This is a genomic window from Pseudomonas sp. R1-43-08 (assembly GCF_003852255.1).
GTDB lineage: Bacteria > Pseudomonadota > Gammaproteobacteria > Pseudomonadales > Pseudomonadaceae > Aquipseudomonas.
The window spans coordinates 2,403,750-2,419,378 of sequence record NZ_CP027734.1 but is presented as its reverse complement, the minus strand read 5'-3'; the positions used below and the strand labels follow the sequence as shown (position 1 = coordinate 2,419,378).

The window sequence follows — 15,629 nt, the reverse complement described above, 5'->3', positions numbered from 1 at the left end:
CCTTTGGGTAGTGACAATCAGAAGGCAAAGCACGAACAGCCAAACGCACCCCAGAAACCCTGGAAGTCGCTGACCGGCACGCTGGAAAGGCGGGCTTTTTCATGGCTGTGGGAATGCACGCCACACGGGCCGCTGCACTGGTGAACTTGAGCTTGCAGCGGTGAGCTGGGGCGCCAGTGCCCCGGTACCTTGACCACCGGCGACCAGTCCGGCAGTACCGGAACGCGCGGCGGTGCGAAATCTTCGAAGTCACCGGCGCCGTAGACGACCTTGCCGCCGACCACGGTCAGTACCGACTCGATCCACTTAATGGCTTCTTCATCGACACTGAAAAAGTCCGCCGACAACGCCGCCACGTCTGCCAGTTGACCGACCTTGATCTGGCCTTTCTTGCCCTGTTCGGACGAAAACCAAGCGCTGCCGTGGGTAAACAGTTCCAACGCGGTGAGGCGCGGCAAGCCCTCGGCGTGCAGCTCCAGGCCACCGACGGTGCGGCCGCTGACCATCCAGTACAGCGAGGTCCACGGGTTGTAGCTCGACACCCGCGTGGCGTCGGTGCCCGCGCCTACCGGTACGCCTTCGGCGAGCATGCGCTTGATCGGCGGCGTGGCCTCGGCGGCCTTGGCACCGTAACGCTCCACGAAATATTCGCCCTGGAACGCCATGCGGTCCTGGATCGCAATGCCGCCGCCCAGGGCGCGCACGCGCTCGATGTTTTTCGGGGTGATGGTTTCGGCATGGTCGAAGAACCACGGCAGGCCATTGAACGGTATGTCGCGGTTGACCTTTTCGAACACGTCGAGCATGCGCGAGATCGACTCGTCGTACGTGGCGTGCAGGCGGAACGGCCAGCGCTGTTCCACCAGATGGCGTACCACCGGTTCCAGCTCCTGTTCCATGGTCAGCGGCAGGTCCGGGCGCGGTTCGAGGAAGTCTTCGAAGTCGGCAGCCGAAAACACCAGCATCTCGCCGGCGCCGTTGTGGCGCAGGTAGTCATCGCCCTGGTGCAGAGTGACGCTGCCGGTCCAATTCTTGAAGTCGCTGAGCTCTTCCTTGGGCTTCTGGGTGAACAGGTTGTAGGCGATGCGCACCGTCAACTGCTGGTCCTTGGCCAGTTGCTCGATCACCGCGTAGTCGTCGGGATAGTTCTGGAAACCGCCGCCGGCATCGATGGCGCTGGTCAGGCCCAGGCGATTGAGTTCACGCATGAACTGGCGGGTGGAGTTGACTTGATATTCCAACGGCAGTTTCGGGCCTTTGGCCAAGGTCGAATAAAGGATCATCGCGTTAGGGCGCGCCACCAGCATGCCGGTGGGGTTGCCGTTACTGTCGCGCATGATCTCGCCGCCTGGTGGGTTCGGCGTGTCCTTGGTGTAACCGGCTACGCGCAACGCGGCCCGGTTGAGCAAGGCGCGGTCGTACAGGTGCAGCACGAACACCGGCGTGTCCGGCGCAGCCTGGTTGAGCTCCTCCAGGGTCGGCATGCGTTTTTCGGCAAACTGGAATTCGTTCCAGCCGCCCACCACGCGCACCCACTGCGGCGTAGGGGTGCGGTCGGCCTGGTCCTTGAGCATGCGCAAGGCATCGGCCAGGGACGGCACGCCTTCCCAGCGCAGCTCGAGGTTGTAGTTCAGCCCGCCACGGATCAGGTGCAGGTGCGAGTCGTTGAGGCCGGGAATCACGGTGCGGCCCTTGAGGTCGATGACCTGGGTGCCGCTGCCGCGCAGGGCCATGGCTTCACCGTCAGCGCCCACGGCGACGAAGCGTCCGTCACGGATGGCGACGGCGGTGGCGCGTGGGTTGTCCCGGTCCACGGTGTGGAACTGGCCATTGAACAGAATCAGATCGGCGTTCATAGGGTTTCCTTTTCAGAGGCTTCAAGCCAGGGAGCAAACAGGCGGGTGGCGGCCGGCATCAGCAGGTAAACCACCAGCAGCACGATGGTCAGGGTGACCAGGAAGGTGGAGACCACGTAGTTGGACAGAAACGGGTGCAACCGCAGGACCGGGCCCCAGATAAACGGCAGGAGCAGGGTTTGCGGCAAGATCACAAACAGGCTCACCACCGCCTGTTTCCAGCGCGGCGGCTTGGCCGCGCCGTCGGCCTGGGGGGCGAACCAGAATTCATTGGCGCCGCCGATTTCAGTCTGGTCGCCGTCGGCCAGCATTGGCGCCGCTTCATCGATCAGGGCCCGACGTTGTGGCGACTCGAGCCACAACTCCAGGGCGTCGGTGGAGCGGTAGCGCAGTACGCAGGTAAACAGCGCCATGCCGCCCTGCTGGCTGCGCACTACGTCGACGCCAAGGTGGCCGGGGCGTTCACCGGCGATGCGCACGATGCGGCGCAGCCAGGCTTCGTACTCGGTTTCGCGGCCGGGCTTGACCCGGTGCTTGACGACCAGCGTGACGACTTCGTCGGGGCTGGTGTTGGGTGTTGGGTCCATGATGGGTGTTTCCCCAGGGCATTGAGCGATGGGGGAAGTTTGCCGAGCTGGGACGGCGGGGAATTGGATGTATGTGCTGTTTGGCTTTTATGTGGGAGTCAGTTCGCCGCCGCCATATGCTCCGCAATCCGCCCCCGCAACCAGCGCTCGGCCGGGTCATTGTCATGCACCCCGCTCCACACCATCGACAGCTCTGCCGCATCAATCGCGAACGGCGGGTCCTCGGCCCGCAGGCGGGTGCCTTCGGTTAACGCACAGGCCGCGTAGTCCGGCACGGTCGCGATGATCTGCGTCCCCGCCAGCAAGGCGCGCAACCCGCTGAACTGCGGCACCGCCAGCACCACCCGCCGCGAGCGGCCGATGCGTGCCAGATCCAGGTCGATATTGCCGCTCAGGTCGCCCGAGAACGACACCATCGCATGGGGCCTGGCGCAATAATCGTCCAGCGTCAATGGCTCCTCGCCATCATCGCCGCGCAGGACCTTGCAGGGAATGTCCCGCAGCTTCTTGCGCTTGGCATTGGCCGGCAGCTCGGTGGTGTAGCTCACCCCCACCGAGATTTCGCCGCTGGCCAGCAGCGACGACATCAGCAGGAAGTTGGCCCGGCGCACCACCACGATGATGCCCGGCGCCTCTTCGCGCAGGCGACTGAGCAATGGCGGAAACAACCCGAACTCCGCATCGTCGGATAGGCCGATGCGAAACACCGCGCAGCTGGTGGAAGGGTCGAAATCCTTGGCGCGGCTGACGGCGCCTGAAATGGTGTCCATGGCCGGTTGCAGTTCCTTGAGTATCGCCAGCGCCCGTGGCGTGGGTTCCATGCCGCGACCGTTGCGCAGCAGCAACGGGTCGTCGAACAAGTCGCGCAGGCGGCCCAGTGCCGCACTCACCGCCGGCTGGCCCATAAAGAGTTTTTCGGCGACCCGGGTCAGGTTTTTCTCGAACATCAGCGCTTCGAAAATCACCAGCAGGTTCATGTCGACGCGGCGCAGGTCGTTGCGGTTCATGGCGGTATCCAAACGGTGTGCAGAGGGTCAGGAAAGCATGCCCGGAACGCTCTGGATTGCATACCTGTGCTGTCTTTTCCACGCTCGCACCTGGCGAAATTAACAACGATTAACTCGTCAGCCAGGCGGTCCGGCAACAAGATAAGCGGCGTCTACACTGCATCCATTCACCGGGAACGCTCCCATCGACTGCGGATATTTGTCATGGCCCGACTCGAGCAATATGCCCCTCGTTTATCCGCCACCGGAGGCCTATGCCCCCGGCGCGAGCGTATCGCCAAGCAACTGATTCTCGCCAACCTCGGCGAAAGCCTGAGCATCGCCGAGCTGGCCCAGGCATGCGCCCTGTCGCGCAGCCATTTTTCCCGCGCATTCAAGTGCTCCACGGGGGTATCGCCCCAGGAATGGATTCGCCAGCAACGCATCCTGCGCGCCAAGGAACTGATCACCGGCTCGTCCCTGAGCCTCACCCAAATCAGCCTGGAATGTGGCTTCTGCGACCAGGCGCACTTCTGTCATATGTTCACCCGCAGCGAAGGCGTGAACCCGATGACCTGGCGAAACCACCACTCGCGTCCCAAACCCGGGGTAATCGCCGCCTAGTGGTCTTGATGCACCTGGAATATGCTGGCCCTTCCCCGACTCCTGAACCCGTGCAGCCATGAATGACTTGAGCGACCAGGCCGTGCACTTCGGCCCCTACCGCATCCATCCGCGCGAGCGCCTGGTGCTGGAGGCCGGTCGCCCGCTGCGCCTGGGACGGCGGGCGGTGGATATCCTGCTGATCCTGCTCGAGCACGCCGGCAATGTGGTGAGCAAGCAGGAACTGATCGCGCGGGTCTGGCCCAAAAGCGTGGTGGAAGACGGCAACCTGCGGGTGCACATGGCCGCGTTGCGCAAGGCCCTGGGCGACGGCCAGGCCGGGCAGCGCTATATCGTCACGGTCGCCCAGCGCGGCTACAGTTTTGTCGCGCCACTGAGCATCGAACCGATGACGCTACCCACCGACGGCGCGCCCCCACGCCCAAGCCACAACCTGCCGCTGCGGCGCACGCGCATGCTCGGCCGCCAGGCGCTGATCGACGCCCTGGTGCAGCAATTGCCGCAGCAACGCTTCATCACCCTCACCGGTGCCGGCGGCATCGGCAAGACCACCGTCGCCCTGCGCGTGGCGGAGTTGCTGATCGGCCATTACCGCGACGGCATCCACCTGCTCGACCTGGCGCCACTCAGTGCCGCCTCGATGATCCTGCCCAACCTCGCCGCCCTACTCGGCGTCCCGCCTGGCGAGCATGCGCCGCTGACCGGCTTTGCCCGCAGCCTGCAGGCACGCCAGATGCTGCTGGTGATCGACAACTGCGAACACCTGCTCGACGACATCGCCCTGATCAGCGAAACCCTGCTGCGCCATGCGCCGCACCTGCACATCCTCACCACCAGCCGCGAAGCCCTGCGCGCCGAAGGTGAATACGTGCAACGCCTCGAACCGCTGACTTGCCCACCCGCCACCGGCAACCGCGCCCAGGCCCTGGGTTACCCGGCCATGCAATTGCTGATCGAACGCGCCATGTCCCATCAAGACAGCTTTGCCCTCAGCGACGCCGAACTGCCGCTGGCGATCGATATCTGCCAGCGCCTGGACGGCATTCCCCTGGCCATCGAGCTGGTGGCCGCGCAGATCGAGCGTTTCGGCTTAGCGGGGCTCTTGGTGCAGATGGAAGATAACTTCCGCCTGCTGACCCGCGGGCGGCGCAGCGCCCTGCCCCGCCAGCAGACCCTGCGGGCCACGCTCGATTGGAGCTTTGCCCTGCTCACCGACTGCGAAAAAATCTGCCTGCGCCGGCTCGCGGTATTTCGCGGCGGCTTCAGCCTGGTCAGCGCGGCGGCGGTGATCGCCGGGGAGCATATAGCCCCCACCGAAGTGCTGGGCTCGATCACGCAACTGGTGGCCAAGTCGTTGCTGAACGTGGACGCCAGCGAGGACGAGATGGTCTATCGCCTGCTCGATATCACCCGCACCTATGCCCTGGAAAAGCTCAGCCTCGCCGGCGAGCTGCAAGCCACCCGCGAGCGCCACGCGGCACGCTGCCTGGCCCTGATGGAACAGGCCCAGGGCGATTGGGAACTGATTGCCACACAGCCCTGGATCGACCGCTATGCCCCGCTGCGTGAAGACGTGCGCGCCGCCCTCGACTGGGGCTTTGCCGACACTGCCGGGCACTTGCTGGCGATTCGCCTGACGGTCAGTGCGATGCCCCTGTGGCAGGAACTGTCGCTGCTGCGCGAGCACGCCGGCTATGTGGACAAGGCACTGGCGCTGATCGATCAGGTCGAAGCGCCCTGCACGCAATTGGCCCTGCAGCTGCAATTGGCCCTGGGCAGCCTCTCCTACCACGCCGTGGGCGCCGCGCCCCAGACCATCGCCGCGTTTGTCGGGGCCGCACGCCTGGCTGAAGAGCGCCAGGACCTGGCCGGCCAGTTGCGTGCGGTCTCCGGGCACATGGCGGCGAACCTGTGCGCCGGGCGCTATGTTCAAGCGCTGGAACAGAGCAGGCAGTTCGATCGCCTCGACCCGCGCACCGAGCCGCTGCTGGACCTGAGCACCCAACGCTTGCGCGCCCTGGCCCAGCATTACACCGGCCATCAGGCGCTGGCCCGACAGCAGGCCGAGCAGGTGCTGCAGCGCATGAGCCACAGCGCCCACGTGAACCGCTTCGCCCATGGCATCGGCGTGCAATACGACCAGAGTGTCGCGTCCCTGACCGTACTGGCGCGAATCCTCTGGTTGCAGGGCTTTCCCGAACGCGCCTGGCGCACCGCCAGCCAGGCACTGGAACTGGCGCTGCAGATCAACCACGGTACGTCGATCTGCTACACCCTGGCCCTGGCCGGTGTGGTGATCGCCCGCTACAACGGTGCCGAAGACGATGCGCAAACCCTACAAAGCCTGCTACTGGAGCAGTCCCACACGCATTCGGTGCAACTGTTCCAGACCTGGGCCGGGCATTACGCCGGCATCCTGTGCAACGGGGATTTACAGGGCCTGGGGCTGATCGAGGACACCCTGGTCACCTTCGGCATGCGCCACGTCGATGAGCCAGGTCTCGAACGGGCACGCAGTGGCGCGGCGGGTTGGTGTGCCCCGGAGATCCTGCGGGTCTATGCCGGGCAGGCAGCGCTGCGAGGTGATACCCAGGGCGCGCAGACGCTGCTGCTCGAAGCCCTCGACCTGGCACGCCAGCAAGGCGCCCTGGCCTGGGAGCTGCGGTGTGCGGGCTCCCTGGCGCAACTTTGGCAACAGCAAGGACGCAAGCAGGCAGGCATCGACTTGCTGACCCCCCTCTACGCAAGATTTACCGAAGGCTTCGCCACCCAGGATCTACTGCGCGTACGCCGCCTGCTCGACGAGCTGCAGGACAAACGGCCGGCCTGAAAACGCGCCCAGGCACTCCCCGTAGCCTTGTTGCAAGCGCGCTACCTGAAGCGGGTCACGCAGTTGCGCCAAGGCGTAGCTGCGCACGCAGTTGAGCAAGCGATAGCGCGTCGGGCCCAGGCCGGGCTCGACGCCCAGCAGCGACATATTCACCAGACGCGCCAGCAGGTAAGCCAGGTCGGCGTGTTCAAGCTCGGTACCGCTCACCATTTCGCTCAAGGTGGGCAGGGTCACCGCCATCTTGAACAAGCCCAGCTGCAGGAACAGCCAGCACTCCGGCAGGCTCAGGCGCGCATAGCTCCAGTCCAGCGCAGCGGTCAGCGAACGATGCCGCTCCACCGCGGTGCGACGACCGCGGCTCAGCCCGTGCAAGCCCATGCACAATTGCTGCTGCACACCGCCGATGCCGAGTGCGTCGACCTGGGCGGCGGCCAGTTCAAGGGCCAACGGGATGCCGTCCAGCCGCCGGCAAATCTCACGCAACGGCGCCAACTCCTGGGGCCGCAACATAAACCCCTGCTGGCTGGCGCGTACCCGTGTGACGAACAGTTGCACCGCAGGCCAGGCCAGGGCCTGCTCGACACTGGCCAACGCCGACGGTGACGGCACGCTCAGCCGTGGCACCCGCACCACCCATTCACCAGGCGCCAGCAAAGCTTCGCGGCTGCTGATCAGCACGCTGACCTGGGGTGCCCGTTCGCCCAATATGCGCACCAGCGTGCGACAGGCACCGAGCAGCAGGTCGGCCCCATCGAGTACCAGCAACAACTGGCGCGAGGCTAACTGTCGGGCCAGCTCGTCGAGGCTGTCGGCGGGGTCCAGCTGTAATACCGTGACCAGATGGCCGAGCAGTTCGCCCGGGGTTTGCAGGCTGGTCACGTCGACCCACCACACCCCGTCGCGATAGCGGGGCACCACGCGCTCGGCGAGGGCCAGGGCCAGCGTACTTTTGCCGATGCCGGCCACCCCGGTAAGGGTCAACAGGCGCTGCCCGGCGATGCGCCGCACCAGCACAGCCACCAGTTCATCGCGACCGAGCACCGGGCTGAGCCGTGCCACCAGGTTGTGCTGTGCCGGCACCGTCGGCAGTGTGCCTTGCACGGGCGCGGCGAAGCAGTAGCCACGCTGCGGGTGGTTGAGGATGACACGCTGCCCGTCGAGGGCGCGACGCAACGCGACAATGTGCACGCGCAGGTTATTGTCTTCGACGACGCTGTTGGGCCAGACCCGCTCGATCAAGGTCGCCTTGCTGATAAATTGCCCCGGTGCTTCCAGCAACACCGCGAGAATATCCAGCGCCCGCCCGCCCAGCGGCACCGGCCAACCGGCCTTGCTGACCAGGCGTTGGTGCCGATGAAAGGTGTAGGGGCCAAAGCTCACCGCCGCAGAATCATTCATGTCCGTAACCGCGCTGAAACACCCGTGCTTGAGTGCCTGCGCATCCTTTTCCGTGGGCTCGGGCTTATCTTGCCAGCTAGGGATGACAGGACAATCCCGGCACGGGGAGCGATACGGACAATCGGGTGCCTCAGACGGACATTGTGTCGTTAACTGAACTGTTGTCGGTATTGGGTAGGGTTCAGGCCGAGCTTTTCACTGAACAAAAAGCGCATATGCCGCACGCTGCCGAAGCCGGCGTGGAAGGCCACGGTCTTGAGCGGCAAATCGGTGGTTTCCAGCAACTGCCGGGCGCGGTCGATGCGCGCGCCTTGCAGGAACGCCATGGGCGTCATCTGCACCTCCTTGGCGAACAGCCGCGCAAAGTGGCGCGCACTCATGCCGGCCAGCTCGGCCATGGACTCGATGGTAAAGGGTTGGTCCAGATGCGCCAGCACATGGTGCTGAACACGAGTGATCGCGGTTTCCTGGGGCGCCACGGCAGCGGTCATCGGGCTGAACTGGGCCTGGCCACCCTGGCGCTTCATCACCACCAGCAACACCTTGGCCACGTCCACCGCCACTTGCTTGCCATGGTCCTGGGCGACTATCGACAGGGCCAGGTCGATACCGGCAGTGACCCCGCCCGAGGTGATCAGGCGCCGGTCCTGCAGGTAGATGCGATCGGTCTCGACCATGGCGTGGGGGAACGCCTTGATAAGGCGCTCGGTGTAGTGCCAATGAGTGGTCACACGGTGCCCGTCCAGCAAGCCGGCATGCCCGAGCACAAAGGCGCCGGTGCAGATCGAACCGAAACGTCGAGCCCGTGGCGCCACCGCCTTCAGCCAGGGCAGCAGCGCGGGGTGGCATTCGTTATAGGCACCCGGGCCGCCCGGTACCAGCAGCAAGTCGTAGTTCGCCTGGGCCTGCTCCAGCAGCAGGTCGGTCTGGACCATCACGCCATTGGAGGCACGCAACGGCCCGGGTTCGGTACCGATGGTGAGGATGCGGTAGTGGTCGGCCGCCGGCAGGTAGCGGTTGGCAATCGAAAACACTTCGAGCGGCCCGGCCATGTCGAGAAGCAGGAAGTCCGGGAACAGCGCCATGGCCACGGTTTTCATAGGTGGGAATGTCCATCAAGTAGAAAGGCGATGAGCATTATGGCATGACTTGACTGTCAACTCAGAGATGACAGTTATTCAATTTTCATCTTCTTAATGAATTTACGGTTAACCATTAACCTTCTTCTCAACGCAAGCGCCCTGCATTTCGCAGCCCGCGCTCACTTGAGGACTGGACCATGCTGACCCTTCGCAAAGCTTCCGAACGCGGCGCCGCCAATCACGGTTGGTTGAAGTCATTTCACACCTTCTCCTTCGCCAACTACTGGAACCCCAAGGAGCAGGGTTTTTCCGACCTGCTGGTGATCAACGATGACCGCGTCGCCGCCGGCAAAGGCTTCGGCCAGCACCCGCACCGCGACATGGAAATCTTCTCGTATGTGCTCGAAGGCGCCCTGGAACACAAGGACACCCTGGGCACCGGCTCGGTGATCCGTCCCGGTGATGTGCAGCTGATGAGTGCCGGCAGCGGCGTGGCTCACAGTGAATTCAACCACAGCCAGCGCCAGGGCGTGCACTTCCTGCAAATCTGGATCGTGCCCAACGAAGCCGGGGCCAAGCCGCGCTATCAGCAGGAGCACTTCAGTGAAGCGCAAAAACGCGGACGCCTGCAGTTGATCATCTCGCCGGATGGCGCCGACGGTTCGTTGAACGTTCGCCAGGACGCACGGGTGTACGCCGGGTTGTTCGATGGCGATGAAAGCGCGCAACTGGACCTGGCGCCGGATCGCTACGCCTACATCCATGTGGCACGCGGCAGCGTCGAGCTCAATGGCCAGCGCTTGCAGGAAGGCGACGGTGTGCGGGTACGGGACGAGCGCGAGATTCGCCTGAGCCACGGCGAAGACGCCGAGGTGCTGGTGTTCGACCTGCGCCCCAACGAACTGCCGCAGATGCCATGACCATTGTTGGCATCGATAGTCACCATCAGCGCAATGAAGTTCTCTTAAAAACTGCGACGCGTAACATCAAACCCATGCCAAACGGCACCCAACCAAGACACTCGGAGCACACACTCATGAAACGCCAACTCTTGCTTAGCCTCGCTTTCTCGGTACTGGCTGCAAACGCTTTCGCCCACCCGGCAGTCGCTGAAGGCGGCGCGGAACGTCTGATTGAAACCCGCGTTGCCGAAGGCGGTGCCGATCGCTTGCAGGAACGTGGCCTGGCTGAAGGCGGTGCAGACCGTTTGCAGGAACGCGGCCTGGCTGAAGGCGGTGCGGATCGTTTGCAGGAACGTGGCCTGGCTGAAGGCGGTGCAGACCGCTTGCAGGAACGTGGCCTGGCTGAAGGCGGTGCGGATCGTTTGCTGAGCAACCAGGTATAACCCCCTGCTGTTGAAGGGACACCCCAAACCGGCCTGATCAGCCGGTTTTTTTTCGTCTCTGATTCAGGCGCTCAGGACGCGGCAATCAGAAATTTCCTCCGATACGCGGCGGGCAACATGCCCACCCGTTGCTGGAACAGGCGCCGAAACGAGTTGCTGTCTTCATAACCGACGGCGTAGGTGATGCTGTCGAGGGTCATGCGGGTCGATTCAAGCATCTGCTTGGCCCGCTCCAGGCGTAGCGTTTGCAGGTAGCCGATGGGCGTATAGCCGGTGGCGTCCTTGAACCTGCGCTTGAAATTGCGCACGCCAAAGCCGAAGCGCTGCGCCACGTCATCAATCACCACCGGCTGGGCGAAGTGCTGCTCCAGCCAATGCTGCACCCGCAGTATTTCACCGTCGCCGTGACTTTTGGGCAACGACCACAGCGCATACACCGATTGCTCGGTACGCACGTTGTCAATCAGCAAGTATTTGCTGCAGGTATGCGCCAGCTCCGGTGAGCCGAAACGGCGGATCAGGTGCAGCATCAGGTCCATCGCCGCCGTCGCGCCGCCGCAGGTGATCAAGCGGTTTTCTTCGCAGAGAATCTGTGCGTCATCCAGGCTGACCTGGGTATAGCGGCGCCGGAACAACGCGGCAAATGCCCAGTGGGTGGTGGCGCGCGCACCGTGCAACAAGCCTGACTCGGCCAGCAAAAAGGCAGCCGTGCACATCGAGGCCAGCACCGCGCCTTGCCCGTGTTGCTCGCGCAGCCACGGCCCGTAAGCGGCAAACGTCGGCAGGGCTTGTTTCAACGTAAACAGAAAACCGGGGATCAACACCAAGTCAGTGCGCATAACTTCAGCCAGAGAACATTGCACCTGCAGGCGCTGCCCGCCCCAGGTCGTCACCGCCTGGCCATCCAGGGAAGCCAGTACCACCTCGAAGGGTGGGTTGGCGGCGAACAAGTTGGCTGCGCTGAGCATTTCCATGGCCAGGGTAGCGTTGGCCGCAGAACATTGATCCGCCAGAAGCAAGGTAATGTGCATTTAAGAAACCCGTTTGCGCTTTTCGCATGAAATAAGTCATTTGCGCACCTACCTTAGCCGATTCCACGTCCGTACAGTGCCAGCATTGATCAATTGCCTGGTGTACTTATGAATTTATGGTTTCGACTGTTGCGCATGTTATTGCGTCGCCCCTGGCGCACACCGGCGCATGGCCTGGCCACCACCGTGGTGCGCATGCGCGTGTGGCCGCTGGACTTGGACTTCAACCGGCATGTTACCAATGGCCGGTATTTTTCCCTGGCGGATGTGGCACGCATGGATTTCGTCCTGCGCACCGGCGCGTTTCGCGTGGCCTTGCGCAACAAAGCCGTGCCGATCGTGGGAGATACCTGGGGCAAGTTTCGCCGGGAGCTGAAGCTGTTCGAAGTATTCGAAGTGCACACCCGCATGCTCGGCTGGGACCACAAGTGGAGCCTGATGGAGCATCGGTTTGTCAGCAATGGCCGAGTCATCGGCGTAGTGGTGATACGTGGGCTGTTTCGCTCCGCCAAGGGCACCCTGCCCCCCGCGGAGTTCGTGCAAGCGCTGGGCCTGGATGAGACCTCGCCACCGGTGCCGCAATGGATGAGCGACTGGGCGCGCAGTTGCGATGCAATGAGCGGGCAGTTGCGGGATGAAGAACAGGTTTGAAAGCGCTCAACCCGCAGGTGTCAGCTTCTTCAAGTTGGCCTGCGCATCATCCCGTGCGATGTATAGGAAACTTTTTCCTTCCTGTACCTTGAATAAAAGTTTCATACCGACCAGCTTTTCAAGATCCTTGCGTGCGGTGTTTTCCGAAATGTCATAGTCATGGGTAAGTTCCTTGGGCGTATAAATGCGCCCCGGATGCTGCAGCACTTTCTTCAAGAAATGGCCCTGTCGGTAATTCAACCCCTCCTTTAAATCAAGGGCATCCAACCAGCTCATCAGCTCTACGGCTTCTCGTCTTTTACCCTCGAAATACAACATGAATTCGTTCATTGCGCGTTCGATGATTCGCAACTGATAGATGACGAAATAGGTCAGATCGAACCCATCGGTTTCCGTATGGATATACGAACGCCCATATTGCATGGGGGCTTCTTTAAGCAGTGCGCTGATGGAAATGTACTCAAAGGGCCAATAACCACTTTTGAGCATGAACCAATAAAACAAAGCGCGTGCGGTCCGACCGTTGCCGTCTCTGAAGGGATGTTCATAACCCAGCATGAAATGAAGGATGATGGCCTTGACCACTGGATGGATAAAGTGCGCGCCGCCTTGGCCGTCATGCTGATTGTTGGCAAACCTGCAAAGCGCCTCGAGCCTGTCCGGCAGCACTGCGGCCTGGGGTGGTTGATGAATGATTTCATTCCCGGCGCCGCCAACAAAAATATCGTTGGTCGTCCTGATATGCCCAGGGCGAACATCGTCCTCTTCAATACCCGCCGTTGCGATGGCATGAAACTCACAGATCAACCCGACAGACAGCGCTTCACCCTGGTGGTACTTGGCATGTTTCATCAGGTGATAGTTGTTGAGGATCATCCGCTCATCATCATTCTGCGGCGCACGCTCCTTGGCCAGCATGTCCTTGGCGATTTTGCGCGTAGTCGCCGCACCTTCCAGCTGGGCACTGGAGATGGCCTCCTCCATCATCAATGAATCGACCAGGTACTGAGCATTATCGCGGTACTGAGGAGACGCTGCTGCTGCACCGCCCAGGCTGGAGGTCACAGACTCGACGGCATGAATCACCGCATCACTGAAATCCGTGGAACATAAGAAAAAAGCGCTACCGCATTCGCTCTTGAGCTCAAGGGTCTTGCTTGCACAGGCCCGGGACATCTTGATGGCGGCCCATGCCGCTTCCTTATCGACGCCGAGTGTGGGGTAACGGCGAAATTCATCCCAATGCAAATACCGGCCTTTGTCATCGACTGCCTTGAAAATGCGTGCAAGCTCGAAAATCTGCAAGCCATGGCGACTCAATAACGTGCCGAAATCAGTGGATTTATGGATCTTTGCCACAACTGAAACTCAATTTTCTAAAATTGAGTTGATCGTGGCGCATGGGCGCTTAGACGTCAACGTTTGCAGCGTAAAACCCGCAAGACGCCTCACCCTGTGACGGGCTGCCTTACGCTTCGCGCTTGACCTTCAAGTGCCGCGCATACCACGGTCGCTGCGGCACGCGCTTGAACAGGCCCTTGAGCAGATCGTCATCGGCGCCGAAGGTGATGCGCAGGGCCAGTTTCATGATTTCCGGGTCCATTTCCATCGAGCGTCCCGATTGCAACCCCGGTGTGGTGCTGCAGCCATGGGTGTCCGGGCCCAGCCAGGGGTCGCCTATTTCAACCCAGCGTCCCGGCGCAAACCAGGCTACGCCGTTGACTTCGAGCCGGGTTACTTCGCCGGGATTGAAGCGTTCGTGGGCGCGAAACCAGTCTTCGATACGGTCATCGATCCACCCGTGAAAGTGCCAGAACACCGGGTTGACATGGGATGAAAACGGATCGCCAAGGAAGTCGTTTTCCGGCGCATACCAGCGCGCGGCAAAGTCCGCAGGGTCGCGGGCGAACGGCACCGGGGCGCCGTTTGAGGGGTCGCGCGGCACCGAGGCCCAGCGCATGTGCAGCCAGTCGTGCAGGCCCAATTCCATTTCCGAGCCCAATTGGCCGAGCGTCAATCGGGCCAGGTAGCGCGGGTCGCGGTATTGGGATTCCCACACCTGGAAATTGCTGTGGTAGGTCTCAGCGGCCTTGATGTCGCTGACCCACTGGGTGTAATCGGCGTCGTCCGGCGCCGACCAGCAGGGCGGCAGCGCAAAGCCGTCGTGGTTGTCGAAGTAACGCAAAAAGCCCTGGCGATCACGCTCCAGCGCCGGCTGCGGCGCGGGGAAGTGCGGCCATGACGGCAGGTCCTGCAGGGAGCGGGCAGTGCCGAGCATATGGCGGTGCATGAAGAAGAAGTCGATGCCCGAGCCGTTACGGTCCTTGCGCTTGCCCCGCGCATCGCGCTCCTGGCCACGCGGGCCGGGTTGCCAGCCGATGCCGCGCAGGGCCTCGCGTTTTTCCTCGGAGAGTTTGTGCCATTGGTCACGGCTGGCGTGCCACAGCTGGTGAAACAGGCGATGTTCGGGGGCAATCAGCCACGCCAGCAGGGCCTCGTTGAGGCCGATACGCTGGCGGGCTTCGGGGAACAGCTGTTTGTGGGCGATAAAACGGTTGCCGCGCTCGGTCGATGCCAACGGCCGCTCGAGGTCGAGGATCTGCCCACTGAGGGTGGCGCTGCCGGCATTGCCGAAGTCGGCCCAGACTTCATCGAGGGTCATCTTGAATTCGTAGGCCGGAATGCCCGCCGCCGAATCGCGGTCGATCAGCCGCCAATAAAGCAACGCGCCCTCGCCCGTCAGCAGATCGCCCAAGACACGGTAGCGTGGTTCGCCGTCGCCACGCAGGTTCTCGGCGGTGTCCAGATACCCGCGCAAGCCCCGCCCACGGGGTGCGACATCCAGCAGCAATTGCAGGCCCTGCAACGGCAAGCCCTTGAGGCCGGCATCACGGCCTTCCAGACGCAGATTCCACACGCCGCGCAAGGTGTTCGCCAAGTGCTGGCCCTGGGTGTCGGCCAGGTCAACCGTGGCTTCGCCGGGGGTGACCGGAAATTCGTCTTCCCGTGTCAGCTCGCGATGGGCATAAAAGGCCGCAGGCACGGCCGCGCCGGTCAGCGCCAGGCCTGCGATGAACCCACGTCGAGAGATCGTCATTGTCTACCTTAGGAAACGGCTTAATCAGAGCTAGAACGTTTTCAACCTGGGGAAATTTACCGGCCCTGGGCCGCCGGCTAAATTTCCCCGGCCATCGCTCGTTCTTCCCTGATAGCAACGGCCTCAACTGACTGAGATGGCA

Annotated in this window: 13 protein-coding genes; 5 read left to right on the top strand and 8 right to left on the bottom strand. The window is 62.7% G+C overall.

Annotated features, from left to right (window positions below):
- Positions 1-17: 17 nt before the first annotated feature.
- The 3 genes from C4J87_RS11015 to C4J87_RS11005 all read right to left on the bottom strand — a co-directional run bounded on the left by C4J87_RS11015 (position 18) and on the right by C4J87_RS11005 (position 3,450).
- Positions 18-1,856 (bottom strand): amidohydrolase, encoded by a 1,839-nt coding sequence (locus tag C4J87_RS11015; RefSeq protein ID WP_124366796.1) that lies wholly within the window; start codon positions 1,854-1,856, stop codon positions 18-20.
- Entirely contained in the window at positions 1,853-2,443 is a 591-nt protein-coding gene (locus tag C4J87_RS11010; protein ID WP_124366795.1) for an antibiotic biosynthesis monooxygenase, read from the bottom strand. Before C4J87_RS11010 ends, C4J87_RS11015 begins: the two co-directional genes overlap by 4 nt.
- Before the next feature lie 98 nt (positions 2,444-2,541).
- Positions 2,542-3,450 (bottom strand): LysR family transcriptional regulator, encoded by a 909-nt coding sequence (locus C4J87_RS11005; protein ID WP_124366794.1) that lies wholly within the window; start codon positions 3,448-3,450, stop codon positions 2,542-2,544.
- Between the two features lie 204 nt (positions 3,451-3,654).
- Between C4J87_RS11005 and C4J87_RS11000 the strand changes: the two genes are divergently transcribed.
- Together C4J87_RS11000 and C4J87_RS10995 are read left to right on the top strand one after the other, a co-directional pair.
- On the top strand, positions 3,655-4,053 hold the full coding sequence (locus tag C4J87_RS11000) for a helix-turn-helix domain-containing protein (protein WP_124366793.1): 399 nt from the start codon (positions 3,655-3,657) through the stop codon (positions 4,051-4,053).
- Positions 4,054-4,111: 58 nt separating this feature from the next.
- Complete coding sequence (locus C4J87_RS10995) at positions 4,112-6,883, top strand: winged helix-turn-helix domain-containing protein (RefSeq protein ID WP_124366792.1); 2,772 nt, start codon at positions 4,112-4,114, stop codon at positions 6,881-6,883.
- On the opposite strand, the gene C4J87_RS10990 is transcribed toward C4J87_RS10995, so the two are convergent.
- Entirely contained in the window at positions 6,830-8,281 is a 1,452-nt protein-coding gene (locus C4J87_RS10990; protein ID WP_124366791.1) for a winged helix-turn-helix domain-containing protein, read from the bottom strand. The two genes, C4J87_RS10995 and C4J87_RS10990, sit on opposite strands and share 54 nt — an antisense overlap.
- Positions 8,282-8,430: 149 nt before the next feature.
- A complete protein-coding gene (locus C4J87_RS10985; RefSeq protein WP_124366790.1) occupies positions 8,431-9,381 on the bottom strand; it encodes a GlxA family transcriptional regulator in 951 nt (316 codons plus the stop codon).
- Between the two features lie 179 nt (positions 9,382-9,560).
- Between C4J87_RS10985 and C4J87_RS10980 the strand changes: the two genes are divergently transcribed.
- Both C4J87_RS10980 and C4J87_RS10975 read left to right on the top strand, forming a co-directional pair.
- Positions 9,561-10,283, top strand: a complete 723-nt coding sequence (locus C4J87_RS10980; RefSeq protein ID WP_124366789.1) for a pirin family protein — start codon at positions 9,561-9,563, stop codon at positions 10,281-10,283.
- A 116-nt stretch (positions 10,284-10,399) separates the two neighbouring features.
- On the top strand, positions 10,400-10,708 hold the full coding sequence (locus tag C4J87_RS10975; protein WP_124366788.1) for a hypothetical protein: 309 nt from the start codon (positions 10,400-10,402) through the stop codon (positions 10,706-10,708).
- Positions 10,709-10,779: 71 nt separating this feature from the next.
- Here C4J87_RS10975 and C4J87_RS10970 read toward each other — a convergent pair whose 3' ends face one another.
- Complete coding sequence (locus C4J87_RS10970; protein ID WP_124366787.1) at positions 10,780-11,739, bottom strand: GlxA family transcriptional regulator; 960 nt, start codon at positions 11,737-11,739, stop codon at positions 10,780-10,782.
- Positions 11,740-11,847: 108 nt separating this feature from the next.
- Between C4J87_RS10970 and C4J87_RS10965 the strand changes: the two genes are divergently transcribed.
- Positions 11,848-12,390, top strand: coding sequence for a thioesterase family protein (locus tag C4J87_RS10965; RefSeq protein WP_124366786.1), 543 nt, complete (start codon positions 11,848-11,850; stop codon positions 12,388-12,390).
- 6 nt (positions 12,391-12,396) lie between these two features.
- On the opposite strand, the gene C4J87_RS10960 is transcribed toward C4J87_RS10965, so the two are convergent.
- Entirely contained in the window at positions 12,397-13,749 is a 1,353-nt protein-coding gene (locus C4J87_RS10960) for a Fic family protein (RefSeq protein WP_124366785.1), read from the bottom strand.
- A gap of 109 nt (positions 13,750-13,858) precedes the next feature.
- Positions 13,859-15,487, bottom strand: coding sequence for a PvdJ/PvdD/PvdP-like protein (locus C4J87_RS10955; RefSeq protein ID WP_124366784.1), 1,629 nt, complete (start codon positions 15,485-15,487; stop codon positions 13,859-13,861).
- Between the last annotated feature and the right edge of the window lie 142 nt (positions 15,488-15,629).

Excerpts from the sequence above, each read along its gene's own strand:
- C4J87_RS11015 (WP_124366796.1), bottom strand. The coding sequence starts at position 1,856 with ATGAACGCCGATCTGATTCTGTTCAATGGCCAGTTCCACACCGTGGAC.
- C4J87_RS11010 (WP_124366795.1), bottom strand. The coding sequence starts at position 2,443 with ATGGACCCAACACCCAACACCAGCCCCGACGAAGTCGTCACGCTGGTC.
- C4J87_RS11005 (WP_124366794.1), bottom strand. The coding sequence starts at position 3,450 with ATGAACCGCAACGACCTGCGCCGCGTCGACATGAACCTGCTGGTGATT.
- C4J87_RS11000 (WP_124366793.1), top strand. The coding sequence starts at position 3,655 with ATGGCCCGACTCGAGCAATATGCCCCTCGTTTATCCGCCACCGGAGGC.
- C4J87_RS10995 (WP_124366792.1), top strand. The coding sequence starts at position 4,112 with ATGAATGACTTGAGCGACCAGGCCGTGCACTTCGGCCCCTACCGCATC.
- C4J87_RS10990 (WP_124366791.1), bottom strand. The coding sequence starts at position 8,281 with ATGAATGATTCTGCGGCGGTGAGCTTTGGCCCCTACACCTTTCATCGG.
- C4J87_RS10985 (WP_124366790.1), bottom strand. The coding sequence starts at position 9,381 with ATGAAAACCGTGGCCATGGCGCTGTTCCCGGACTTCCTGCTTCTCGAC.
- C4J87_RS10980 (WP_124366789.1), top strand. The coding sequence starts at position 9,561 with ATGCTGACCCTTCGCAAAGCTTCCGAACGCGGCGCCGCCAATCACGGT.
- C4J87_RS10975 (WP_124366788.1), top strand. The coding sequence starts at position 10,400 with ATGAAACGCCAACTCTTGCTTAGCCTCGCTTTCTCGGTACTGGCTGCA.
- C4J87_RS10970 (WP_124366787.1), bottom strand. The coding sequence starts at position 11,739 with ATGCACATTACCTTGCTTCTGGCGGATCAATGTTCTGCGGCCAACGCT.
- C4J87_RS10965 (WP_124366786.1), top strand. The coding sequence starts at position 11,848 with ATGAATTTATGGTTTCGACTGTTGCGCATGTTATTGCGTCGCCCCTGG.
- C4J87_RS10955 (WP_124366784.1), bottom strand. The coding sequence starts at position 15,487 with ATGACGATCTCTCGACGTGGGTTCATCGCAGGCCTGGCGCTGACCGGC.